General features: G+C 29.9%; 24 protein-coding genes. 16 read left to right on the forward strand and 8 right to left on the reverse strand.

From position 1 onward, the window contains the following. Genes folP through cmoA form a run of 6 tightly spaced genes read left to right on the forward strand, consistent with a single transcriptional unit; the run spans position 1 to position 6,347 of the window. Positions 1–1,143 carry a dihydropteroate synthase gene (folP, locus tag FBF22_RS02865; protein WP_002894426.1) on the forward strand — a complete coding sequence of 381 codons (1,143 nt, stop codon included), beginning with the start codon at positions 1–3 and terminating at the stop codon, positions 1,141–1,143. Further along, on the forward strand, positions 1,144–3,087 hold the full coding sequence (gene ligA, locus FBF22_RS02870; RefSeq protein ID WP_052777683.1) for an NAD-dependent DNA ligase LigA: 1,944 nt from the start codon (positions 1,144–1,146) through the stop codon (positions 3,085–3,087). Beyond that, positions 3,068–4,072: a hypothetical protein gene (locus tag FBF22_RS02875; RefSeq protein ID WP_165433258.1), complete on the forward strand. Its 1,005-nt coding sequence runs from the start codon at positions 3,068–3,070 to the stop codon at positions 4,070–4,072. Before ligA ends, FBF22_RS02875 begins: the two co-directional genes overlap by 20 nt. Continuing rightward, complete coding sequence (locus FBF22_RS02880) at positions 4,069–4,830, forward strand: TlyA family RNA methyltransferase (RefSeq protein WP_002854799.1); 762 nt, start codon at positions 4,069–4,071, stop codon at positions 4,828–4,830. The genes FBF22_RS02875 and FBF22_RS02880 overlap by 4 nt, the downstream gene beginning before the upstream one ends. Beyond that, positions 4,796–5,650: a bifunctional riboflavin kinase/FAD synthetase gene (locus FBF22_RS02885; protein ID WP_052777681.1), complete on the forward strand. Its 855-nt coding sequence runs from the start codon at positions 4,796–4,798 to the stop codon at positions 5,648–5,650. Before FBF22_RS02880 ends, FBF22_RS02885 begins: the two co-directional genes overlap by 35 nt. After that, the gene (gene cmoA, locus FBF22_RS02890) at positions 5,637–6,347 is read left to right on the forward strand and encodes a carboxy-S-adenosyl-L-methionine synthase CmoA (RefSeq protein ID WP_002859101.1); all 711 of its coding nucleotides are present in this window, start codon (positions 5,637–5,639) and stop codon (positions 6,345–6,347) included. Before FBF22_RS02885 ends, cmoA begins: the two co-directional genes overlap by 14 nt. Here the strand turns inward: cmoA and FBF22_RS02895 are convergent. From FBF22_RS02895 to nth, 5 genes are read right to left on the reverse strand one after another with little or no spacing between them, the layout of a single operon-like run. After that, complete coding sequence (locus FBF22_RS02895) at positions 6,337–6,558, reverse strand: EexN family lipoprotein (protein WP_002859102.1); 222 nt, start codon at positions 6,556–6,558, stop codon at positions 6,337–6,339. The genes cmoA and FBF22_RS02895 overlap by 11 nt on opposite strands. Continuing rightward, positions 6,555–6,989: an EexN family lipoprotein gene (locus FBF22_RS02900; RefSeq protein ID WP_002884104.1), complete on the reverse strand. Its 435-nt coding sequence runs from the start codon at positions 6,987–6,989 to the stop codon at positions 6,555–6,557. Before FBF22_RS02900 ends, FBF22_RS02895 begins: the two co-directional genes overlap by 4 nt. A 57-nt stretch (positions 6,990–7,046) precedes the next feature. Continuing rightward, positions 7,047–7,679 carry a trimeric intracellular cation channel family protein gene (locus tag FBF22_RS02905; protein WP_002852232.1) on the reverse strand — a complete coding sequence of 211 codons (633 nt, stop codon included), beginning with the start codon at positions 7,677–7,679 and terminating at the stop codon, positions 7,047–7,049. Positions 7,680–7,689: 10 nt separating this feature from the next. After that, positions 7,690–8,340 (reverse strand): DNA/RNA non-specific endonuclease, encoded by a 651-nt coding sequence (locus FBF22_RS02910; protein WP_002852117.1) that lies wholly within the window; start codon positions 8,338–8,340, stop codon positions 7,690–7,692. Continuing rightward, entirely contained in the window at positions 8,337–8,963 is a 627-nt protein-coding gene (gene nth, locus FBF22_RS02915) for an endonuclease III (protein WP_002852225.1), read from the reverse strand. Before nth ends, FBF22_RS02910 begins: the two co-directional genes overlap by 4 nt. Before the next feature lie 80 nt (positions 8,964–9,043). Here nth and peb4 point away from each other — a divergent pair, with 80 nt between their 5' ends. The 5 genes from peb4 (at position 9,044) to FBF22_RS02940 (ending at position 14,278) form a co-directional block, all read left to right on the forward strand. Next, complete coding sequence (gene peb4, locus FBF22_RS02920; RefSeq protein WP_002852119.1) at positions 9,044–9,865, forward strand: peptidylprolyl isomerase PEB4; 822 nt, start codon at positions 9,044–9,046, stop codon at positions 9,863–9,865. Beyond that, positions 9,865–10,929 carry a class II fructose-bisphosphate aldolase gene (fbaA, locus tag FBF22_RS02925; protein ID WP_002852272.1) on the forward strand — a complete coding sequence of 355 codons (1,065 nt, stop codon included), beginning with the start codon at positions 9,865–9,867 and terminating at the stop codon, positions 10,927–10,929. The genes peb4 and fbaA overlap by 1 nt, the downstream gene beginning before the upstream one ends. 94 nt (positions 10,930–11,023) lie before the next feature. Further along, positions 11,024–12,466 carry a MotA/TolQ/ExbB proton channel family protein gene (locus tag FBF22_RS02930; protein ID WP_165433251.1) on the forward strand — a complete coding sequence of 481 codons (1,443 nt, stop codon included), beginning with the start codon at positions 11,024–11,026 and terminating at the stop codon, positions 12,464–12,466. Next, the gene (locus FBF22_RS02935; protein ID WP_002852313.1) at positions 12,463–13,416 is read left to right on the forward strand and encodes an OmpA family protein; all 954 of its coding nucleotides are present in this window, start codon (positions 12,463–12,465) and stop codon (positions 13,414–13,416) included. Before FBF22_RS02930 ends, FBF22_RS02935 begins: the two co-directional genes overlap by 4 nt. Then, positions 13,403–14,278 (forward strand): 1-aminocyclopropane-1-carboxylate deaminase/D-cysteine desulfhydrase, encoded by an 876-nt coding sequence (locus FBF22_RS02940; RefSeq protein ID WP_002864519.1) that lies wholly within the window; start codon positions 13,403–13,405, stop codon positions 14,276–14,278. The genes FBF22_RS02935 and FBF22_RS02940 overlap by 14 nt, the downstream gene beginning before the upstream one ends. Here the strand turns inward: FBF22_RS02940 and FBF22_RS02945 are convergent. Genes FBF22_RS02945 through FBF22_RS02955 form a run of 3 tightly spaced genes read right to left on the reverse strand, consistent with a single transcriptional unit; the run spans position 14,270 to position 18,032 of the window. Continuing rightward, positions 14,270–15,613, reverse strand: a complete 1,344-nt coding sequence (locus tag FBF22_RS02945) for a sodium-dependent transporter (RefSeq protein WP_002864520.1) — start codon at positions 15,611–15,613, stop codon at positions 14,270–14,272. The two genes, FBF22_RS02940 and FBF22_RS02945, sit on opposite strands and share 9 nt — an antisense overlap. A 50-nt stretch (positions 15,614–15,663) precedes the next feature. Continuing rightward, positions 15,664–16,332, reverse strand: a complete 669-nt coding sequence (locus FBF22_RS02950) for an MOSC domain-containing protein (RefSeq protein ID WP_002864521.1) — start codon at positions 16,330–16,332, stop codon at positions 15,664–15,666. Next, the gene (locus FBF22_RS02955) at positions 16,329–18,032 is read right to left on the reverse strand and encodes a protein-disulfide reductase DsbD (RefSeq protein WP_002864522.1); all 1,704 of its coding nucleotides are present in this window, start codon (positions 18,030–18,032) and stop codon (positions 16,329–16,331) included. The genes FBF22_RS02950 and FBF22_RS02955 overlap by 4 nt, the downstream gene beginning before the upstream one ends. A 94-nt stretch (positions 18,033–18,126) precedes the next feature. Here FBF22_RS02955 and ppk2 point away from each other — a divergent pair, with 94 nt between their 5' ends. The 5 genes from ppk2 to FBF22_RS02980 all read left to right on the forward strand — a co-directional run bounded on the left by ppk2 (position 18,127) and on the right by FBF22_RS02980 (position 24,755). Next, a complete protein-coding gene (gene ppk2 / locus FBF22_RS02960; RefSeq protein ID WP_002884106.1) occupies positions 18,127–19,008 on the forward strand; it encodes a polyphosphate kinase 2 in 882 nt (293 codons plus the stop codon). An 8-nt stretch (positions 19,009–19,016) separates the two neighbouring features. After that, positions 19,017–20,207: a M20 family metallopeptidase gene (locus FBF22_RS02965; RefSeq protein WP_002864524.1), complete on the forward strand. Its 1,191-nt coding sequence runs from the start codon at positions 19,017–19,019 to the stop codon at positions 20,205–20,207. A gap of 78 nt (positions 20,208–20,285) precedes the next feature. Beyond that, positions 20,286–21,458: an efflux RND transporter periplasmic adaptor subunit gene (locus tag FBF22_RS02970; RefSeq protein WP_165433250.1), complete on the forward strand. Its 1,173-nt coding sequence runs from the start codon at positions 20,286–20,288 to the stop codon at positions 21,456–21,458. After that, positions 21,458–23,383 carry an ABC transporter permease gene (locus tag FBF22_RS02975; protein ID WP_002852201.1) on the forward strand — a complete coding sequence of 642 codons (1,926 nt, stop codon included), beginning with the start codon at positions 21,458–21,460 and terminating at the stop codon, positions 23,381–23,383. The genes FBF22_RS02970 and FBF22_RS02975 overlap by 1 nt, the downstream gene beginning before the upstream one ends. A gap of 1 nt (position 23,384) precedes the next feature. After that, positions 23,385–24,755, forward strand: coding sequence for a TolC family protein (locus tag FBF22_RS02980; RefSeq protein ID WP_002875371.1), 1,371 nt, complete (start codon positions 23,385–23,387; stop codon positions 24,753–24,755). Position 24,756 lies beyond the last annotated feature (1 nt).

Here is a 24,756-nt window from a genome sequence, read left to right on the forward strand (position 1 = left end):
ATGAAATTTTTTAAAATCAATCCAAATACCGATTTTAATTTACTTTGTTCTTTCATAAATCCCCATAAAATGGGGCAAAAGATCATGAGTGAAAAAACAAAAACTCATTTTATTTTTATCAAAGATATTTCTACTCCTGCAGCAAATATTTTAAAGCAAGATGCTTTAAGAGTAGGAGCTGAACTCATCACCCATAAAGAAGTAATTACTGCCAAAATTACTCATTCAAATGCGCTTTTAATGGCAAGTAAAGAGCAAATTCAAAAGCTTATTGTCAAAGAAAAACTTCAAGATTTTGGACTTAAAAATTTGGCTCTTTTTTTGCAAAAAGATTTTTTAAAACCGAAAAAAGCCGAGCTTATGGCAGTAATTAATGTCAATGAAGACAGTTTTAATGCAAAAAGTCGTGCGAGTGAAGAAGACTTTGAAAAAAGGCTTAATGACTTTCTTGCTTTAAAGCCTGAATATATCGATATAGGTGCGGTAAGTTCAAGACCTGGGAGTGAGTATTGTGGTAAGGAAGAGGAATTTAAAAGACTGAAAAAAGTACTTGACTTAATTTATGAGAAAAATTATTACGAACAAGCGATTTTTAGTTTAGATAGTTTTGATGAATATTGTCTAGAATATGCTTTAAATAAGGGTTTTAAACTCATTAATGATATTACAAGTTTAAGAAATCTTAATCTAGCCAAACTTGCAAGTAAATATGAGGCAAAATATTGCTTAATGCACATGCAAAACAATCCAAATAATATGCAAGATAATCCTTTTTATGAAGATTTGCTTGATGAGATGACTTTATTTTTTAAAGAAAAACTTGAACTTTTAGAAAGTTTTGGAGTAAAAGAAAGTATTTTAGATGTAGGTATTGGTTTTGGAAAGAGTGCGGGGCATAATATGATTTTAATCAAACACTTAGAACATTTTTTGCAATTTAATAAACCTTTACTTATAGGTGCGAGTCGCAAAAGTGTGATTAATGCGTATTTTCAAAGCGAGATTAAAGATCGTTTAGCAGGAACTTTGTATTTGCATTTAAAAGCTTTTGAAAATGGTGCTAGTATTATAAGAGTGCATGATTTATACGAGCACAAACAACTTTTTGCTTTAGCGCAGGCAATGGATAATATAGGAGTTTAGATGAAAAAAGAAGAGTATTTAGAAAAAGTTGCTTTAGCAAATTTGTGGATGAGGGTATATTATGAAAAAGATGAACCCTTGGCTAGCGATGAAGAATACGATGCTTTAATTAGAGAATTAAGAGCTTTTGAAGAACAAAATAAAGATGAAATTTCAAAAGACTCTCCAACACAAAAAATAGCTCCTATCATACAAAGCGAGTTTAAAAAAATAGCTCATTTAAGGCGTATGTGGTCGATGGAAGATGTGTTTGATGAGAGTGAGCTTAGGGCTTGGGTAAAACGCGCAAAATGTGAAAAAAACTTTTTTATAGAGCCTAAATTTGATGGAGCGAGTTTAAATTTACTTTATGAAAATGGTAAATTAGTAAGCGGTGCCACTAGGGGCGATGGCGAAGTGGGTGAGGATATAACGCTTAATGTTTTTGAGATAGAAAATATACCTAAAAATATAGCCTATAAAGAAAGGATAGAAATTCGTGGAGAAGTGGTGATTTTAAAAGATGATTTTGAGAAAATCAACGAAAAAAGAGCCCTTTTAAATCAAAGTTTATTTGCTAATCCACGCAATGCTGCAAGCGGGAGTTTAAGGCAGCTTGATACAAGCATCACTAAAGAAAGAAATTTGAAATTTTATCCTTGGGGAGTAGGGGAAAATACCTTAAATTTCACCAAACACAGCGAGGTGATGCAATTTATCAGAGAGCTTGGTTTTTTAAAGGATGATTTTGTAAGACTTTGCGCTAATTTAGACGAAGTTTTAAAAGCTTATGATGAGCTTTTAGTTCTAAGAGAAAAAAAATCTATGATGATGGATGGAATGGTGGTAAGAGTTGATGATCTTGCACTTTGTGAAGAATTAGGCTATACGGTAAAATTTCCAAAATTTATGGCAGCTTTTAAATTTCCTGCACTTGAAAAAACCACGCGTTTAATAGGGGTAAATTTACAAGTAGGAAGAAGTGGAGTGATCACTCCTGTGGCGGTTTTAGAACCTGTAAATTTAGATGGGGTTGTAGTAAAATCAGCCACCCTTCATAATTTTGATGAAATTGCAAGACTTGATGTTAAAATCAATGATTTTGTAAGCGTGATAAGAAGTGGTGATGTTATTCCTAAGATCACTAAGGTTTTTAAAGAGCGTAGAGAAGGTTTAGAGATGGAAATTTCACGCCCTAAACTTTGTCCTACTTGCCAAAGTGAGCTTTTGGATGAAGGAACTTTAATAAAATGTCAAAATATAGATTGTGAAGATAGACTTGTAAATTCTATCATTCATTTTGTTTCTAAAAAATGTCTTAATATCGACGGACTTGGAGAAAATATAGTAGAACTTTTATACAAGCACAAAAAAATCACTACGCTTGAGAGCATTTTTCATTTAAAATTTAGTGATTTTGAAGGTTTGGAAGGCTTTAAAGAAAAGAAAATCAACAATCTTTTAAATGCCATAGAGCAAGCCAGAGAATGTGAGCTTTTTCGTTTTATCACGGCTTTAGGGATAGAGCATATTGGCGAGGTTGCGGCTAAAAAATTAAGTTTAAGTTTTGGTAAAGAGTGGCACAAGCAAAGCTTTGAAGCTTATGCCAATTTAGAAGGTTTTGGAGAGCAAATGGCCTTAAGTCTTTGCGAATTTACGCGTGTTAATCATACAAGAATTGATGAATTTTACAAGCTTTTAAATTTGAAAATAGAAAAACTTGAAATCAAAAGTGATAGTATGATTTTTGGTAAAACTTTTGTGATTACAGGTACTCTTTCACGTCCAAGAGATGAGTTTAAGGCTTTGATAGAAAAGCTTGGGGGTAAGGTAAGCGGCTCTGTTTCTAAAAAGACTGACTATGTGCTTTTTGGAGAAGAGGCAGGTTCTAAACTTAGCAAGGCTAAAGAGCTTGAAGTAAAATGTATAAATGAAAGTGCTTTTAATGAGCTTGTTAAAGAATAGTTCTTATATTTTAACGCTTTTAAGCCTTTTTGGCTTTTTGCTAACTTGGCAAAGGAGTGCTTTTTCTTTATTTTTTTTAATTCCTATTTTTTTAACACTTTTTTGGGAATTCTTTTTATTTTTAAAGCTTAGAAAAAATATTATAAAAGAAGCTACTTTGATTAAGGGAAGTTTGTTTTATCGTATTAGTATGAGGGATTTTTATCTTTATATTTTTAGCTTTTTTTTGGCGATTTTTGGACTTGTTTCTTTATTTTTAAATTTTTTAAATCTTGAAAAAATTGATTTTGTTTTTATATTTATAATTTTACCTTTATTGATGATATTTTTAAAAAAAGAATTGCATTTGCAATTTGTAGATAATGCTTATAATGATTTTAGAATAGTTGTTATCGCTAGTTTTTTTACTGCTTTATTTTATGCATTTTATGGGTTTTTTTTTACTTACAATGAACTTTTAAATTTAGAACTTTTTTCTAGGAAAATCATTGCCTATAAGAGTGCTTCTTTTGTTTATTTTGATTTTTTATCTGAATTTTTACATTTTGTTTCAAATTTAAAATTTTTTATTTTTTCTTATTTTGGATATTTGGGGTTTAGGGCTTTAAATTTTATTTTTGATTTTTTTAATTTTTTTATGTTTTGTTCTCTTTTGGCTTTTGTTTTTAATTTTGTTTTGAAAATAAACATAAAAATAATTGTTTTATTTTTATGTTTTATCATGGTTTTAGGAAATTATTTTTTAAAAGAGCAAAGAAATAATGCCTTAAAATCCGAACAAGAGCAAATACTTTTATGGATGAATAATTTTAATTTTTTAAAAGATAATAACTTAAGTTTAATTCAAAAAGAAAAAGATCTTTTTGAAAAAGATCTTAAAGATCTTAGAGAAATTTTTAAAAAAAATGCTTTTGAAATAGGTATTTGGTGGTTTTCTAAAGAAAAAGAAGACTTAGAAAAAAGAATAAATGAGAGTTTAAAATGAGATTTGATTTTTTTGTTTCAAAGCGTTTAAATATCAGTAGAAATAAAGCCTTAGAGCTTATAGAAAATGAAGAGATTTTACTTAATGGTAAAAGTTTTAAAGCTTCTTTTGATGTGAAAAATTTTTTAGAAAATTTAAAAAAAACGCAAGATTTAAATCCTGAAGATATACTTTTAGCCAATGAGTTAAAATTGGATCTTTTAAGTGAAATTTATGTTTCAAGAGCAGCTTTGAAATTAAAAAAATTTTTAGAAGAAAATGATATTGAAATAAAACATAAAAATTGTCTTGATATAGGATCTAGTACGGGCGGTTTTGTTCAAATTTTACTTGAAAATCAGGCTTTAAAAATCACTGCTCTTGATGTGGGTAGTAATCAACTCCATCCAAGTTTAAGAGCAAATGAAAAAATTATCTTGCATGAAAATACAGATCTTAGAGCCTTTAAAAGTGAAGAAAAATTTGAACTTGTTACTTGTGATGTGAGTTTTATTTCTCTTATTAATTTACTTTATTATGTCGATAATTTAGCTTTAAAGGAAATTATTTTACTTTTTAAACCTCAGTTTGAAGTGGGAAAAAATATCAAAAGAGATAAAAAAGGTGTTTTAAAAGATGACAAGGCAATCTTAAAAGCAAGAATGGATTTTGAAAAAGAATGTGCTAAGTTAGGTTGGCTTTTAAAAAATACGCAAAAATCAAGCATTAAAGGAAAGGAAGGTAATGTTGAATATTTTTACTACTATATCAAAAATTAATATTACTTCTTTAGCCATAGGTTGTTTTGATGGTATGCATTTAGGACATCTAAAACTTGTAAAATATTTAGATGAGAATGGGGCTTTGCTAGTTATTAATAAATTTAAAGGTCAATTTCTTTGTTCAAATCGTCAAAAAGAAGAAATTTCAGGAAAAAAAGTTATAGAAGTGGATTTTGAAAGTATAAAATCTTTAGATGGTAAAGATTTTTTAAGCTTTTTGAAAAAAGAATTTGTCAATTTAAAATTTATAGTGGTGGGATATGATTTTTCTTTTGGGAAAAATAGAGCTTATAATGCTAAAGATATTGAGTCTTTAAGCGGGATAAAAACTATAATAGTTGATGAATTTAGCATAGACGGAATAGGTGTTCATGCAAGTTTAATTAAGGATTTTTTATCAAGAGCAAATTTGCAAAAAGCAAAAGAATTTTTAGGGAGAAATTATAGCATCAAAGGAAAGGTAATTAAAGGACAAGGCTTAGGTTCTAAAGAACTTTTTGCAACTATAAATTTAGATTGCGAAGGTTATTTTTTGCCTCAAAATGGTGTTTACGCTACTTTGTTAAAAAGTCAAAGAAAAACTTATAAAAGTGTGAGTTTTTTAGGTGTAAGATCAAGCGATGAAAATTTTGCTATAGAAAGTCATATTTTAGAAGAATTGGGTGAAAATTTCACGCAAGGAGAGTTTTTTGAACTCGAGTTTATATCTTTTCTAAGAGAGAATCAAAAATTTCAAGATCTAAAAAAACTTAAAAATCAAATTACTAAAGATATAGAACAGGCTAGAGAATTATTAAGGAAAAATGATGAAAGATGAACTTTTTAAACAAAGCCCTAAAAAACAATTTGAATTTGATAAAAGCGTGGCTAGTGTTTTTGATGATATGATCAATCGTTCTGTACCATTTTATAGAGAAAATTTAGAACTTTGTGGCAATTTATTGGCTAAAATTTTACCTACAAATGCAAGTGTTTGCGATTTGGGCTGCTCAAGTGCTAATTTTTTGATTTTTTTGGCAAATCTAAGAAAGGATTTTAAACTTTTTGGCGTGGATAATTCTGCTTCCATGCTTGAAGTTGCAAAATCAAAAGCTAAAGCTTATGGGCTTGATATAAGTTTTTTTGAAGCTAATTTATGCGAATTTGATTTTTTTACTTGCGATGTTTTTGTAGCAAATTATACCATGCAGTTTATTCGTCCTCCTAAAAGACAAGAATTGCTTGATCAAATTTATAAAAATTTAAACTCTAAAGGCATTTTGATTATGAGTGAAAAAATCCTTTATGAAGATGCTTTTTTGTCTAAAAATATCATAGAACTTTATGCTGATTATAAAGAAAAACAAGGCTATTCTAAGTTTGAAATCGCAGCTAAAAGAGAAGCTTTGGAAAATGTTTTAATTCCTTATAGTCAAAAAGAAAATTTAAATATGCTAGAAAAGGCAGGTTTTAAGAAAATAGAAAGTATTTTTAAATGGGCAAATTTTGAAACTTTCATAGCTTTTAAGGATTAGAAATATTTTCATCTTCCCATTCATCTTTTGGAAAACCTATCTTATATGCATTAACACAATCTTGACTAATGATAGCTTTGTGTCTGCATTCTAAACTTCTTTTTTTTGCTTCCTCGGGGTGATTTTGATAATATTCTACACTTTTGGTTTGTTCGCATGCTGCAAAAAATATACCAATAAGGCTTAAAAAAAGAGTTATTTTCATGGTCATTTTTCCTGTGTCATATTAACATCATCGCTAAAGATAGAACTTTGATTGTTTTCTGTTGTTTTGGAAGGATAAATTTCAGAAGGTGTTTCTGCTATAGGTGGTATTATAATACTTTCATTATTTTCTGAACTTTGGTTAATATCTTTTGTGGTTTTTTCTTTTTTTAAATCATTTTGTTTTAAAGCTTCTAATATTTGATTATCAGATTTTTTCGGTGTGTTTGGACTGTATTTACCCTCTTCATTTGTTGGTTTAACACCAACTTTTAATGCATTAATACAATCTTCGCTAAGAGTTCCGCTTTCTTTGCATTCTTTCGCTTTTTCTTTTGCTTCGCTAGGAAGATTTTTGTAGTAATTTTCTGTTTTACTATCACAAGCTGTTATATTAATAACTATTAAAATTGTAAGTAAAATACTTAGTCTTCGCATTTATCAATCTCCTAAAATTTTTAATATCTTAGCAAACTTGTATAAAGCAACGATAAATTATTTTTCTTCATTGTAAGAAAAAATAGGTAAAGACCATTGATATTTGATAGCTAAAAGCCTTGCAAAAACTCCTATAAAAAGAGTTAAAAGTGTGCAAACTAGGGCATTAAGCTCAAGCCAAATTATTAGAGAATAATAGATTGCTCCTGCAATTATGGCAATTCCTGCATAAATTTCTTTTTGAAACACCAAGGGGATTCTCATACATAAAATATCTCTTAAAATTCCACCAAAAACACCGGTAATTACAGCGGCAGCAACGGCTATGATAAAGCCATGGTTTTGATCTATAGCTATTTGAGCTCCAAGTATGCTAAAAACAACAAGTCCTATAGCATCAAGAGTTAGAAATAAAGTTTCAAGTTTGGTTACTACGCGCGGAATTTTTGTGGCTACAAGGGCGCAAAAACAGATTAAAATAATATATTCAGGATGTTTAACCCAAGTTAAAGGATAATGTCCTAAAAGCACATCTCGTATGCTTCCGCCTCCAATTGCTGTTACGAGAGCAATAAAAATAACTCCAAAAAGATCCATTTTGTGGCGTCCTGCAGCTAAAGCTCCTGTCATTCCTTCTGCGGAAATACCTATGATATAAAGAGTGGTTATCGTAAGAGCATTTATCTCCATAATTTATACCTTAAAATTTATCACAATTTATTTGATACTGTTTAATATTTTCATCATTTACTTCGTGGTTTGGTGCTTGATAGCATTCTTTAAATTTCGGAGTTTTAATAATTTTCACATAAAAACTTGGTATAGCAATACGGTTTTTAATGTATTGTGGTTCTTTATCGTAAAGTACTAAATTTAAAACTTCGATACTTTGAAATTCTAAAGCTAAATTTCTTTCTCTTTGTTCGATTTCATTCCAAATTTTATTATTTATTTGTGCATTTTGTGGGGTAATATTACTCATTAAAAATACTGAATTTTGAGCAGCTTTACTAAAGCTAAAAGAAGCATTGGGTGCAGTGTGTCCTCGTGTGTAACCACTGTTTTTATAATTACTCCAAGTAGTGCGGTATTTTTTAGGAATATTTGTATCATCTTCAAAGCGAGGGCGTTTTTTGATTTGTCTATCTTTCAAATTTGAAGCTTCTACCTTATAAGCAACAGCTTTTGTGCCTTTGAGTTTATAATCATAGCAATTTAGATAAAAAAACTTATCTAAGATTTGCGAGCAATTTATATTGTTAAAATAAGAAGAAAAATCAGCACTAGGCTTGTAAGGTTCTAAGGCAAAAATATTAAGAGATATAGTGAGTAAAAAGATGAAAATTTTCATTTAAGTTCCTTATCTTTACTTTTGCAAAGATGATTTAAAAAGCATTCTTTACATAAAGGTTTTTTAGCTTTACAGGTGTAACGTCCAAAAAGAACCATGGCTTGATGAAGATAGTTAAGATTATCTTTAAATGTGCGTGTTAAATCTTCTTCTGTAGCTTCTGGAGTTTTTGCTTTGCTAAGTCCTAAGCGGTGAGAAACTCTAAAAACATGAGTATCTACAGCCATGAAATTTGCTCCGCACCATTCTATTAAAACTACATGAGCGGTTTTTTGTCCTACGCCTGCTAAGGATTTTAAATTTTGTTCATCAAGGGGAATTTCTCCGTCAAAATTTTCACAAACTGCTTTTGCCATTTTTATAAGATTTTGTGCTTTATTATTAAAAAATGAACAAGTTTGTATATAGGTTTTAAGACTTGATAAATTTGCATTTGCAAGGGATTTAATATCAGGATAAGCTTTAAAAAGATCAGGAGTGATGAGATTAACTCTTTTATCAGTGCATTGGGCTGAAAGCATTACGCAGACTAAAAGCTCATATAAATTTGAAAATTTAAGCTCTGTTACAGGCTTGTCAAAATGTTTTAAAAAAAGTTCTTTGATTTCTAAATTTCTTTTCATTTTTTAATTTTAGTTAATTAGCTTTAAACCAAGTTTAGATATAATTGATTTTATATACATTTTATTAAAAAGGAAACCTAATGAAAAAATTTTCTTTAGTCGCAGCAACTTTGATTGCAGGTGTAGTTTTAAATGTAAATGCAGCTACAGTAGCTACTGTTAATGGCAAGAGCATTAGCGATACAGAAGTAAGTGAATTTTTTGCCCCTATGCTTAGAGGACAGGATTTTAAAACTTTGCCAGATAATCAAAAAAAAGCTCTTATTCAGCAATATATTATGCAAGATTTAATTTTGCAAGATGCTAAAAAACAAAATTTAGAAAAAGACCCTTTATACACAAAAGAACTTGATCGTGCAAAAGATGCAATACTTGTTAATGTTTATCAAGAGAAAATTTTAAATACTATTAAAATTGATGCGGCTAAAGTTAAAGCTTTTTATGATCAAAATAAAGACAAATATGTAAAACCTGCAAGAGTGCAAGCAAAACATATCTTAGTAGCGACAGAAAAAGAAGCTAAGGATATTATTAACGAACTTAAAGGTTTAAAAGGTAAAGAACTAGATGCTAAATTTAGCGAGCTTGCTAAAGAGAAATCAATTGATCCAGGTTCAAAAAACCAAGGTGGTGAGCTTGGTTGGTTTGATCAATCAACTATGGTAAAGCCTTTTACAGATGCTGCTTTCGCGCTTAAAAATGGTACTATTACTACAACTCCGGTAAAAACGAATTTTGGTTATCATGTAATCTTAAAAGAAAATTCGCAAGCTAAAGGTCAAATCAAATTTGATGAAGTAAAACAAGGTATTGAAAACGGACTTAAATTTGAAGAATTTAAAAAAGTTATCAATCAAAAAGGCCAAGATCTCTTAAATAGTGCTAAAGTGGAATATAAATAATGGGTGTTTTAGACATTGTAAAAGCAGGGGTGATTAGCGGAGATGAGCTTAATAAAATTTATGACTATGCTAAAGCAGAGGGTTTTGCTATCCCTGCTGTTAATGTTGTAGGAACTGATTCTATTAATGCAGTTTTAGAAGCTGCAAAAAAAGTTAACTCTCCAGTTATTATCCAGTTTTCAAATGGTGGGGCAAAATTTTATGCAGGGAAAAATTGTCCTAATGGAGAAGTTTTAGGTGCAATTAGTGGGGCTAAACATGTACATTTACTTGCTAAAGCTTATGGTGTACCTGTGATTTTACACACTGATCATGCTGCAAGAAAACTTTTGCCTTGGATTGATGGGCTTATTGAGGCAAATGCACAATATAAAAAAACCCATGGACAAGCTTTATTTAGTTCTCATATGCTTGATCTTAGCGAAGAAAGTTTAGAAGAAAATCTTAGCACTTGTGAAGTTTATCTTCAAAAACTTGATGCTTTAGGTGTCGCGCTTGAAATAGAATTAGGTTGTACAGGTGGCGAAGAAGATGGAGTGGATAATACAGGTATTGATAATTCCAAGCTTTATACCCAACCAGAAGATGTAGCTCTTGCATATGAAAGACTTGGAAAAATTAGTGATAAATTTTCAATCGCAGCAAGCTTTGGAAATGTACATGGAGTTTACAAGCCAGGAAATGTTAGCTTACAACCTGAAATTTTAAAAAATTCGCAAAAATTTGTAAAAGATAAATTTGCTTTAAATAGCGATAAGCCTATAAATTTTGTATTTCATGGCGGTAGCGGTAGTGAGCTAAAAGATATTAAAAATGCAGTAAGCTATGGCGTAATTAAGATGAATATTGACACAGATACTCAATGGGCTTTTTGGGATGGGGTGCGTGAATATGAACTTAAAAATAGGGCTTATTTGCAAGGACAAATTGGAAATCCAGAAGGTGATGACAAGCCAAATAAAAAATACTATGATCCGCGTGTTTGGTTAAGAAGCGGTGAAGAAAGCATGATAAAACGTCTTGAAATCGCTTTTGAAGATTTAAACTGTATAAACAAAAACTAAGCATTTTAAAAGCTTAGTTTTATTTTGTTTTAAAAATTTTTATCAAATTAAGTAGCAATCTTTAAAATAAAATTTTTAATGAGGTATTGGTTTCATGGATATTAAATCAGATGAAATTTCAGAACTTGTTTTGCCTGAAGGCAAAGATGCAAGAGGTTCTTTGGTTTATTTTAAAATTATTTTTATTCCAGCTTTTCTTTATATTTTGATTTTATTGGGTTATTTTAATGTAATTGACTTTAAGGTCGAATTACATACGGTTATTATGACAGGTGTGATTTTTTTTACAGCATTGATTTTTGCTAGACATAGTGCTGAGTATGCGTATAGTATTTTTGAACAACAAAAAGATGAATTTAAACAGGCTTTAAAAAGACATATTATGAGGCATTTTCTTGCCATAGGGAAAGACACGAAATCAAATGCCAATTTTGATGACTTTGCTTATACATATATTAAGGGTGCAAGAAATGAGAATTTTGCTAGTATAGGTTCGGCAATTTTTCCAATGATGGGAATTTTAGGAACTTTTATCAGTATAGCTTTTTCAATGCCAAATTTTAGTTCTAGTGATACAGCCGCTTTAGAACAAGAAATTGCAGATTTGTTAAGTGGAGTGGGAACTGCTTTTTATGTTTCAATTTATGGAATTTTTCTTGCATTATGGTGGATGTTTTTTGAAAAATATGGTAAAAGCAAAATAGATCGTTTGCTAAATCGTCAAAAAAACGCTACAAGTGGATTTTTTTGGACAAAAGAAGAGCTTGATCAAAGATATTTAACTGAAAGTTTGCAACATTTTGAAAAAATTGGAGCAATTTTTAAACAAGTTAGTAATGATGATTTTTTTGCAGAGCTTGATCATGCTATTGATAGAAAATTTGGTATTTTCCAAGATATGCTAAATGTAGAAGAAAAGGCTATTAGATTAAGTAGTGAACATATCAAACAAACCATGGGTGAGCTTAGTAAAGCACAAAGAGATCAACGCGATCTTGGAAAGCTTTATAGTGAAATGTTAAATGGTATAGGTTTGCTCAATCAAAATTTAAAAGAAATCAATACAAGAATGTCAGAACAATATAATCGCTTGCTTGATATCAGTAGTGATAAAATTCATCATCTTGATAAGACACTAAGTGCATTCGATGAAAAAATAGAGCGTTTTGGTAAAAATTTTGAACTTTATGAAAAAGCAATGTTGGAAAGTCAAGAAAAGGTTTTTGAGGGATTTAAAGCAAGCTTGTTTGAAGGTATGCATAAATTTAAAGAAGTATATGAAGAAGAAAAAAGTATTGATGCTAAAATCAAAATGATGGATGAGCTTAAAAAAGAAATGAAAGCACTTGATGAAGAAACAAGTCAAATGATGAGCAAGCTTTCTAGGGATGAAAATCAGAATAAAGAAAATGAAACCAAACAAATAGAAGATTTTTCAGAGTCTAAGACTGAAGAAAATCAAGATGAAATTCAAGCAGAAATATCTAAGCAAGAAAGCAATGATGAGCTAAAAAATGAAGATAAAGAAAATAAATGAAAAATGAGTCAAAAGAAGATAGCAATTTTTGGATAGCTTATGCTGATTTAATGGCAGGATTGCTGTTTGTTTTTATTTTGCTAATAGGTGCTATTGTTGTAAAATATGTTTTAACTCAAAGTGATTTAAAAGAAATCAAAGATAATCTCAATAAACAAGAGGCACGCTTAGAGGAGAGTAAAGAAGAGCTTAGAAATAAAGAAGCCATAGTGTTTAAACTAAGTTCTGATTTAAACAATGCTTCTAGTGCTTTAAATCTTGCTAATTCTCAAAAAGCAGAATTAGAGGCTAATATTACAAATTACAAGCAGTTAAGTAAAGATTTAAACTCAACTTTAGATAATAAAGATAAGCAAATTTTGATTTTACTAGGTCAACTAGAGAAAAAAGATGAAGAGCTTAAAAATTTACAAGAAGATTTTCAAAAAGCTAAAGAAAAGGTGCAAAATCTTGGTTTGATTCGTGAAAATTTAAGCAAGGAATTACAAAGTAAGCTTGATAATAATATCACTATAGATGAAAAGACAGGATCTATTTCTTTGCCCGCTGAAGTACTTTTTGATAAAGATTCTTATGTGTTAAAAAATGAGGCAAAGGCAAGTTTGAGAAAAATCTTAAGCGAATATTTTGATGCTATTCTTGAAGATCCAAAAATTTTTTCTAACATTGAAAATATCATTATTGAAGGACATACTGATAGTGATGGATCTTATATTTATAATTTAGATTTGTCGCAAAAAAGAGCTTATGAGGTGATGAATTTTATCTATACTTTTTATAAGAGTGATAAGCTTCAAAAGCTTTTAATGGCAAGTGGACGTTCTTTTTCAGATCCTGTGTTTGTCAACGGAGTTGAAGATAAGGATAAGAGTCGTCGCATAGAAATAAAATTTAGCATTAAAAATGATAATGCTTTAAAGGATGTAGAAAAATTCTTTGAATTTCATTAAAACAATTAGTCCTGTACAAAAAATCAATTTTAACGGATTTGAATTTTATATTAAAAGAGATGATTTATTAGGGGAAATTAATGGAAATAAAGCTAGGAAACTTGCTTTTTATATCCATCAAAGATATCCTAAAAATCAATCTTTTGTAAGTTATGGAGGAAGCCAAAGTAATGCTTTGGCGGCATTAAGTATTTTTGCTAAACAAAGATCATATAAGCTTGTTTTTGCTTGTGAAAAAATTTCTACTTTTCTTAAGAATAATCCTTGTGGAAACTATGCTTTAGCTTTAGAAAATGGTGTTGATTTTGTAGAAAATATCCATTCTTTATCCTTAAAGCAATTTGCTTTGTCTTTGTGTAAAAAAGATGATGTTTTTATAGAACAAGGTATAGCTAATTTAGAAGCTCAATATGGCTATATGGAACTTGCTCAAGAAATTCAAATGCAAAGTCAAAGTTTAAAGCTTGATTTTGATATTTTTTTACCTTCGGGTACAGGCACTTCGGCAGCTTTTTTGGCAAAGTATTCTAAATTTAAAGTATTTACTTGCGCTTGTGTAGGTGATATTAAATATCTTAAAAAACAAATTTTAACATTAGATCCAAGCTATGATTTTTCAAATTTAGAATTTTTAACAAGTGATAAAAAATATCACTTTGCTAAGCCGTATAAAGAATTTTATGAGCTTTATATGGATTTAAAGTTAAAGTGCAATATAGAATTTGACTTGTTGTATGATATTTTAGGATTAAGTATAGCATTAAAACAAGAGTGGAAAAAACCATTGCTTTATATACATCAAGGTGGAATTTTAGGAAATTCCACTATGTTAGAGAGATATAAATTTAAAAAATCAGTTTAAAATTCCATAGATAAAAATGATTAAAATAATCAAAGGTACTATATATTTTACATAATAAAACCAAATTCCAAACCATGAACTTTTAAGTGTATTGTTATTGCTAAGTTCTTTTAGACTTTCTTGTTTGCCTAAAATCCAACCTACATAAATACAGCAAAAAAATGCAGTTAAAACAAACAAAATATTTCCACTAATGAAATCAAAACTATCAAAAATGTTTTTTCCTTTGATGATAACAATATCACGCCAAGGCCCATAAGTTAGAATACAAGGAAGATTGCCAAGTATGAAGATAAACCCTAGAGTTAGGTTAATAGAAAGATTTTTAGAATATTTAAATTTTTCTTCTAATACGCTAATAATAACTTGATAAATTGGCAAGCTTGTGGTTAAAGCTGCAATCAAGAGTAAGACAAAAAATAAAATACACACAATAGTGCCAAAATGGATATGAGAAAATGCTATAGGTAAAGTTTCAAAAACCAAAGAAGACCCGCTATCTGGAGCAAGTCCCGCTGAGAAAAGTGCTGGAAAAATCATAAAACCAGCCAAAACAGCTATGATAGTATTTAAAACCCCTGTATAAATAGCGGTTTTTGCCATATTTTCATTTTTATTAAGATGAGATGAAAGTGTTATCATTACCCCAAAACCTAGGGATAAAGCAAAAAAGACTTGTCCTAAAACATCGATTAAAAGTTTTGGTGATAAAATTTTACTAAAATCAGGTTCAAGATAAAATTTAACTCCAGCCATAGCTCCATCAAGGGTTAAATTGCGTCCTACAACAATAATAAGACAGATAAATAATAAAGGCATTAAAAATTTTACGGATTTTTCTATACCATCTATAATGCCTCTTTTTAAAATAATATAATTAATAATTACAAAAACAGTGGTAAAAATACCAACTCCTAAAGGATTGAAGGCTATTTTGTCGTTAAAAAACTGATGAGTAAATTCTTTGCTTACTACATTGGCAAGACTAAAATTCCCTAGGGTTAATTCCCAAATATAAACTAAAACCCATCCTCCAAGTACCATGTAGTAAGCCATTATGCCAAAGCTTCCTAAAAGTCCCATATATCCAATACTTTGCCATTTTTGTTTGAAAGCATCTACGCTATTTGTCATCGCTTTTCTGCCTATGACATTTTCAACTAAAATAACAGGAATGCCTATGATAATCATGGCTATACAAAAAACTAATACATAAGCACCGCCACCATTTTCTCCTACAAGATAGGGAAAACGCCAAGTTGCTCCAAATCCTATGGTTGCTCCAGCAACTGTTAGAATATAAGTTAGTGTGCTACTCCATGTTTGTCTTTGCATGATTATCCTTTCGAAAAAGAATTATTTTACCTAAAAATAACTTTAAAAACTTATAAGCTATCCATATAGCTTATATCGTAAGTATTTTTTAAGCGTTTGTGTATCGTTTCGTGCCAATTTTGAGATATGAGAGAGTTTAATTTTTCTAATTTATCTAATAAATTCGGATTTTGCTTAAGAATTTGATGCGGGGAGTAAAAAAGTTGATTGAGTTCAAATACACTAAGTGAAGTAGAATTTTTTTCTAAAATTTTAATGTTTTCATGCTTTCGTATTTGTCCAACTTGTAAAACTTTACAATACCATCCACTCAAGCCCGTTTTAAAAATTTCATGTGTAAAATTTGGATTATTGTGAATTTTAGAAATTTTTACACAAGGTTTTCTAGGTTCGCTTACTTGCAGTATTGCATTTGAAAATTGATGTATATCACCTATGCAAACATTTTGTTCACAAAGCCCATCGATGCTCAAATTTTCACCCATTGAGCCAAAATTTAGCTTTTTATTAAGAAATCTTTCCCATATAGGATAGTTTTGACAAGAGTTGGCAAAAATAGCCTTATGGTAGCCTCCATGATGAATTTTATCAGCTATTTGATCATCTAAAACACCTAGAAAATCAATTTGTGTTTCTTCTAGGTAAGTATCTTTAATAAATGCGCTTTGGAAATTTTTATAGTTTTTAATTTTCCCTATTTGCAAACTTTGAATTTTCATGGTTCTATTTTTTTTAATAAATCATCAGCACTGATAAAACCCGTGATTTTTAATTTTTCTTTTCCATTTTCAAAGAAAATTAAAACAGGTGGACCAAAAACATTAAATTCTTTCATGGTTTTAATTTGTTCATTATTATTTTCGCTTACATCAACTTTGATAAGTTTGTAATTTTGCATTTTTTGTATGATTCTTTCATCGCTAAAGGTTAATTCATCTAAAAGTTTGCAATTTTCACACCAAGATGCAGTAAAATCAAGCATTATAGGCTTTGTATTTGTTTGTATTTCTTGCTTTAATTGTTCAAAATTGTTGATATAATCATAGCTTAAAGCATGTTTTGAGGCAGATATAGTATTGAAATTTAAAGGATTTAAGAAATTTTTAGCCCCAAAAAGTCCTCCTAGGAAAATACTTAGAGAATAAGCTAAAATAAGAATTAAAATACTTTTTTTAATTTTAGAAATTATTGTAAAACTTTTTTCAAAAATTCCCATAAAAACACTAAAAAATACACCTAAAATTCCATAGGCAATTAAAATGTAATTTTCTTCAATAATTCTAGAAAGTATCCAAATAGCCATAGCCAACATAACAAAACCAAAGAAAATTTTTACTTTTTCCATCCAAAAACCAGGTTTAATAAAACCTAATCCTAAGCCTATGAAAAGCAAAGGTATACCCATGCCAAAACTCATGATAAAAAGTGCACTACCACCTAATAAAGCATTGCCTGTATTGGCTATATAAATTAAAGCACCTGCTAAAGGAGCTGCTACGCAAGGACCTACTATTAAAGCAGATAAAAATCCCATGATGGCTATACCTACAACTCCCTTCCCTTTTTCGCTTTTTTTATGTATAAAGGTTTGAAATCTTAATGGCAATTCAAAACGAAAAGCTCCAAACATAGCAAAAGCAAAAGCTATGAAAATTAGAGCAAAAAGAATTAAAATAATAGGTTTTTGTAAAATTCCTTGAATACTTGCTCCTAGAAAACTTGCTATAACTCCAGCAATAGCATAGGCTAAAGACATGAAAAAAACATAGATAAAAGAGAGAAAAAAACTATATTTTTTTGAAAATTTAGCATTACTTTTTGCTACGATAAGAGAAGATAAAATCGGAATCATAGGTAAAATACAAGGTGTTAAGGAGAGTAAAAGTCCATAGCCAAAAAAACTTAGCAAAATCCAAAAAAAGTTATCTGTTGCTAAAAAATTTGCTATAGAGCTTTCTTCAGATTCAATTTTAGTTTTTTTATCTGTTTTTTGAGCTTTGTAAGGTTTTGAAATTTCAAAAGCATCTTTTTTAGAAATGAGATCAAAGTGCCAAGTTTGAGGATTATAACACAAGCCTTGTTCAGAACAGCCTTGAAATTCGAGTTTGATTAAATTTGTGGTATTTTTTGCAAAGCGCTCTAGTAATAAATTTGGCAAAGCTAAATTTAATTTTTGATAATAAACATTTTCATTACCTCTTGTAGAACTTTGAGGTAGATTAATCAAAGAACTTATATCTTTTTCGTTTATATATAATTTAAGTTTATTAGAATAAAGATAAATATCTTTTCCAAGTTCAATATCAATTGAGATAGAGTTATTATAAGAGTTTGATTTTACATTAAAAGCTTCATTTAAAGATAATATAGAAGCAAAACATAAACAAAAACTTAATAAAATAATACCAAAAATACGCATAAATTTCCTAAAAACTTATTTTTTCCTTTATTTTTAACTTCAATTATAATTTATTATGGTAAATTTACTTTAAATACTTTATAAAGGTTTGAAAATGCAAGAAAATAATTCTCCAAAAGCGCAAGCGGTTGTTAAAAAGAATGAAATTTATGTTTCTGTTAAAAGAAAGAAAAGTGCAATAGAATATGAAAAAGATTTAAAGAATTTGCAAATTGAGCTTTTGAAATTTCAAAATCATGTTAAAGCCAAGGGTTTAAAGGTTCTTATACTTATAGAAGGGCGTGATGCGGCTGGAAAAGGTGGGGCGATTAAACGTTTGATTGAGCATTTAAATCCGCGTGGTTGCCGCGTTGTGGCTCTTGAAAAACCTAGTGATGTGGAAAAAACACAGTGGTATTTTCAGCGTTATATAGCACATTTGCCCTCAGCCGGTGAGATTGTGATTTTTGACAGATCTTGGTATAATCGTGCAGGAGTAGAACCGGTTATGGGTTTTTGTACACCGCAACAACATAAAGATTTTTTAAGAGAAGTGCCTTTGTTTGAAAATATGATTTCAAATAGTGATATTATTTTTTTTAAATTTTATTTTTCAGTATCAAAAGACGAGCAAAAAAAACGTTTTGAAAAACGCCGAAGCGATCCACTTAAACAATATAAATTATCTCCTGTGGATCAAAAATCGCAAGAATTATGGGATAAATATACTTTAGCTAAATACTCTATGCTTTTAGCATCTAATACTTCAACTTGTCCTTGGACTATTATTTCTTCTGATGATAAGAAAAAAGCAAGATTAAATTTATTGCGTTTTATACTTTCTAAGGTAGAATATCCAAATAAAAAAACTGGAGATTTTTCCAAAATTGATGCAAAATTAGTGCGTAGTGGAGAAGAAGAAATACGAAAAATGGAGGCGAATTTGGAAAAACTTGACAGTAAAAAAGCAGATGAGAAAATAAAAGATTTAGATTAAGGAAAAGAATGCAAAAGCTGGTTGAAAATTTAGCACTAAAGTACTATGATAAAGTAGTTGATTTAAGACATCAAATTCATATGCATCCTGAGCTTGAATTTGAAGAAGAAAATACAACCCATTTAGTGTGTAAAATTTTAGATGAGTTTGGCATTAAATATCAAAAAAATATTGCAAAAACAGGAATTTTAGCTATTATAGAAGGAAAAAAGAAGAGTCAGAAAAAACCAAAATGTGTTCTTTTAAGAGCGGATATGGATGCTTTGCCTGTGCAAGAAAAAACTAATCTAAGCTATGCTTCAAAAATTGATGGTAAGATGCATGCATGTGGACATGATGGACATACAGCAGGGCTTTTGGGAGCTGCTTTGATATTAAATGAGCTTAAAGATGAATTTTGTGGCACGATTAAATTTATGTTTCAGCCCGCAGAAGAGGGAAGCGGTGGAGCTAAACCTATGATAGAATCAGGTGTATTGGAAAATCCTTATGTTGATGCAGTTTTTGGTTGTCATTTATGGGGGCCTTTGCTTGAAAATACTGCTCAAATTGTAAGTGGTGAAATGATGGCTGGAACGGATATTTTTGATTTGGAATTTATTGGCAGAGGAGGGCATGGAGCTCATCCGCACACTTGTATAGATCCTATAATTATGACAACGCAATTTGTAAATAATATACAAAGTGTTATTTCTAGACGTTTAGCCCCTTATGAAGCAGGGGTGATTACCGTAGGTCAAATTTGTGCAGGAACTACTTATAATGTTATTCCTACAAATGCTTATTTAAAAGGAACTGTGCGCTTTTTAAATGATAAAACGCAAGATATTTTAAAAAGTTCTTTAGAAGAAGTGGCTGCTGCTACAGCAAAATCCAATGGCGGAGATTATAAGCTTAAATATACTAAAGAATTTCCTCCATTGATTAATGATGAAAAAGCTGTTTTAATAGCAAGAAAAGCTTTTGCAAAGGTCTTAGGAGAAGAAAATATCATTGTTTCTTCTAAACCTGACATGGGGGCTGAAGATTTTGCTTTTTTAACACGAGAAAGAATGGGGGCTTATGTATTTGTTGGAATTTCAAAGGATTTAAATCATCCAGCTTTGCATCATAGTTCTACTTTTTGTTGGGATGATGAAAATTTAAAAGTTTTAATGCAGGGTGATGTGATGATGGCTTTAGAATTTTTAAATTTATAAAATAGAATTAAAAATTCACAAAAAATTCACAAAAAATGAGTAAAATTTAATCTTGATTTTTCTTTAGGATTTGTTATTATGAAAAAGAAGATTGTTTTAATCATTTTAATTGCAATACTTGGAAGTGTTGGGGCTTATTTTATTTTTTTTAATAATGATGAAAAAATCAGCTATTTAACTCAAAAAATACAAAAAAAAGATATATCTCAAACCATAGAGGCAGTAGGAAAGGTATATGCCAAAGATCAAGTCGATGTGGGTGCTCAAGTTAGTGGACAAATTATAAAACTTTATGTTGATGTGGGAACTCATGTAAAGCAAGGTGATTTGATCGCTCAAATTGATAAAGATAAACAACAAAACGATTTAGATATTACAAAAGCTCAGCTTGAAAGTGCTAAGGCTAATTTAGAGAGTAAAAAAGTTGCCCTTGAGATTGCGAATAAGCAATATCAAAGAGAGCAAAAACTTTATGCAGCTAAAGCAAGTTCTCTTGAAAATTTAGAAACTCAAAAAAATAATTATTATACTTTAAAAGCCAATGTTGCAGAGCTTAATGCTCAAGTAGTTCAGCTTGAAATCACTCTTAAAAATGCACAAAAAGATTTAGGTTATACAACCATTACTGCTCCTATGGATGGTGTTGTGATTAATGTAGCTGTAGATGAAGGACAAACAGTTAATGCTAATCAAAACACTCCTACTATAGTCCGTATAGCTAATTTAGACGAAATGGAAGTAAGAATGGAAATAGCAGAGGCTGATGTGAGTAAGATAAAAGTAGGAACAGAGCTTGATTTTTCTTTGCTTAATAATCCTCAAAAAACTTATCATGCTAAGATTGCAAGTATAGATCCAGCTGATACTGAAGTGAGTGATTCTAGTACAAGCTCAAGCTCATCAAGTTCGAGTTCTTCAAGCTCAAGCTCATCAAATGCTATTTATTATTACGCAAAATTTTATGTAGCCAATAAAGATGATTTTTTGCGTATTGGTATGAGTATACAAAATGAAATTGTCGTAGCGAGTGCAAAGGCTGTTTTAGCAGTGCCAACTTATGCAATTAAAAGCGATCCAAAAGGTTATTATGTTGAAATTTTAGAAAATCAAAAAGCTGTTAAAAAATATGTCAAACTTGGCATTAAAGATTCTATCAATACTCAAATTTTAGAAGGCGTAAATGAAAATGAAGAATTGATAGTAAGCTCAAGTGCTGATGGCTTAGCCACTAAAATGAAGTTGAGATTTTAATGATTTTTCTTAAAAATATTTGCAAGAATATAGGTGAAAATGCCATTTTAAAAAATGTAAGTTTAAGTATAGAAAAAGGTGAATTTGTTGCTATTATAGGACAAAGTGGAAGTGGTAAAACTTCACTTTTAAATATCATAGGAACATTAGATACGCCAAGTAGCGGAACTTATGTTTTTGATGAGTATGAAGTCACTAAACTTAATAACGATGAAAAAGCAAGATTAAGGCGTGAAAAAATAGGCTTTATATTTCAAAGATATAATCTTTTAAGCTTGCTTAGTGCTAAAGAAAATGTTTCTTTACCTGCAGTTTATGCGGGAAAAAATTTACAAGAAAGAAGTCAAAATGCTAAAAAACTCTTAAATGATTTAGAATTAGCTCACAAGTTAGATTCTAAGCCAAACGAATTAAGCGGAGGGCAGCAACAACGCGTTTCTATAGCAAGAGCTTTAATCAATGGCGGAGAGCTTATTTTGGCTGATGAGCCAACGGGAGCTTTGGATAGTAAAAGCGGTATTATGGTGCTTGAAATTTTACAAAAACTTAACGAGCAAGGTCATACTATAGTCTTAGTAACTCACGATCCAAAAATTGCAGCACAAGCTAAAAGGGTTATAGAGATTAAAGATGGAGAAATTTTAAGCGATACTAAAAAGGAAAAAGCTCAAGAAAAACTTATTTTAAAAACAATGCCCAAAGAGAAAAAAACACTTACTTTGCTTAAAAATCAAGCCTTTGAATGTTTTAAGATAGCTTATTCTTCCATACTTGCACACAAACTTCGTTCTATTTTAACTATGCTTGGAATCATCATAGGTATTGCTTCTGTAGTTTGTGTTGTAGCTTTAGGATTAGGCTCTCAAGCTAAAGTGCTTGAGTCTATTGCAAGACTTGGGACAAATACTATTGAAATTCGCCCTGGAAAAGGATTTGGGGATTTGCGTTCGGGTAAAACAAGGCTTAATTTTAGTGATTTAGAAACGCTAAGATCTTTAGAATATTTAGAAGCAGTTGATGCTCATTCAAATACTTCAGGAGTGGCAACTTATACCAATATTTCTTTAAGCGCAAGAGCTGAAGGAGTAGGGGTAAATAATTTTGCTATAGAAGGTTTAAGGATAGATGCGGGAAGAATTTTAAATAATGATGATGTAAAAAATAGTACCAATGTTGCTGTATTGGATTTTAATGCTAAAAAAAATCTTTTTCCTGATGAAAAAAGTGAAAATATTTTAGGTCGTGTGGTGCTTTTTAATTCTCAACCTTTTAAGATTATAGGAGTTTTGCAAAAAGATACAGACAAGCCTATAGAAGATAATGTAGTACGTCTTTATATACCCTATACAACACTGATGAATAAGCTTACAGGAGATAGAAATTTGCGTGAAATCATAGTTAAGGTTAAAGATGATGTGAGTTCAACTTTGGCTGAAAATGCTATTATAAGAATTTTAGAAATTAAACGCGGACAAAAGGATTTTTTTACTTTTAATTCTGACACTTTTAAGCAAGCTATTACAGCAAATAAACGCACTACAACCATACTTACCGCTTGTGTGGCTGTGATTGCTTTGATTGTTGGGGGTATAGGAGTGATGAATATCATGCTTGTTTCTGTAAGTGAAAGAACAAGAGAAATAGGCATACGCATGGCTATAGGGGCTAGAAGAGAAGATATTATGATGCAGTTTTTAATCGAAGCGGTTATGATTTGTACTATAGGGGCGATTTTAGGTGTGATTTTATCGATTTTTGTTATTTTTGCTTTTAATACTTTAAGTACGGATTTTCCTATGATTTTAAATGCCTATTCTGTGCTTTTGGGACTTTTAAGTTCTATGTTTATCGGTGTGGTTTTTGGTTTTTTCCCTGCAAGAAATGCAGCAAATTTAAATCCTATTAGTGCATTATCAAAGGAATAAAATGAAAATAATACTTAGCATTTTTTTAGCATTTTTCTTGAGCGCTTGTGGTGTAAAACTTAGCTTGCCTAAAGAAGTTGATTTAACTCAAGAACAAATGAAAGATTTAAATCTTACTTATGATTGGTATAGATCTTATGATAATGCAAAATTAAATGAATTTCTAAATTTTGTTTTATTGAATAATAGTGATATTAATATTGCTAGAAAAACTTTGCTTTCGGCTTTGGCTAGAGCTGATTTGATTGATTATGATTTATATCCGACTTTAAGTGGAAATTTGGGTTTTGGTGCGGATAAAGATTTAAATTCAGGCAAACAAAGTAAAAATTTCAATAATTCTTTAAATTTAAGCTATGAGCTTGATATTTATGGCAAATTAAGAGATAGTGCAAGTGCGAGTGAATTTAGTGCAAAAGCAAGTGCTTATGATCTTGAAAATTTAAAAATAAGTATGATCAATACAGCTTTAAATGATGTGTTTGAGCTGGCTTATTTTAACGATGTAGATAAATTACTTCGAGCTTATCTTTCAAATTTAGAACAAATGAAAGAGCTTTATAACTATAAATACAAGCTTGGAAAAATAGAAGAATTAGATCTTTTAAACATAGAACAAAGCTTATTAAGAGCTAAACAAAATTTATTAAGCAATGATCAAAATCGTAATTTACTCATAAAAAATTTACAAGATTTATTGGCAAGGCAAGAAGGTTTTGCTTACATAGAGTATTTTAAAACTTTATCTTTAAATGATTTTAAAACCTTAAGTCCTGATTTTAATATACCTTTAAAAGCTTTAGCGTACCGTGCAGATGTGAGATCTAAACTCAATAGCTTAAAATCAGCTTTTAAGGATTATTCTTCCATGCAAAAATCTATTTTGCCTAGTATTTCTTTAGGTGGAGCATTAAGCGGAAGTGATAAAAAAATCGATGATAGTTTTAAATTTGAAATTTTAAGTGGCAATGTTAAGATTTCTTTACCTTTCTTAGATTATGGTAGAGTAAAGCAAAATATCAAAATTTCACAATTTACCTATGAGCAACTTTTAATTTCTTATGAGCAAACTTTGCAAAGCGCGATGAATGAATTTGCGTTAAATTATAAAGATTATCAAAGCGACACCTTGCTTTTACAAAATTTGCAAAATATTAACATTAAACAAGAGCTTATCACTAAGGCGTATTATGAAAAATATATTTTAGGAAAAAGTGAATTAAAAGATTATTTGGATGCAAACAATACTTTAAATTCTACCCAGCAAGAATTTTTAAGAGCTAGATTTAATCTTTTAAAAACCATTAATTCTTACTATCAAATCACAGCTTTAAGTTTTAATGATAAAAACTTAGAATTTCCTAAGTATTAAA

This window comes from Campylobacter sp. CFSAN093260, assembly GCF_012890095.1.
GTDB lineage: Bacteria > Campylobacterota > Campylobacteria > Campylobacterales > Campylobacteraceae > Campylobacter_D > Campylobacter_D jejuni.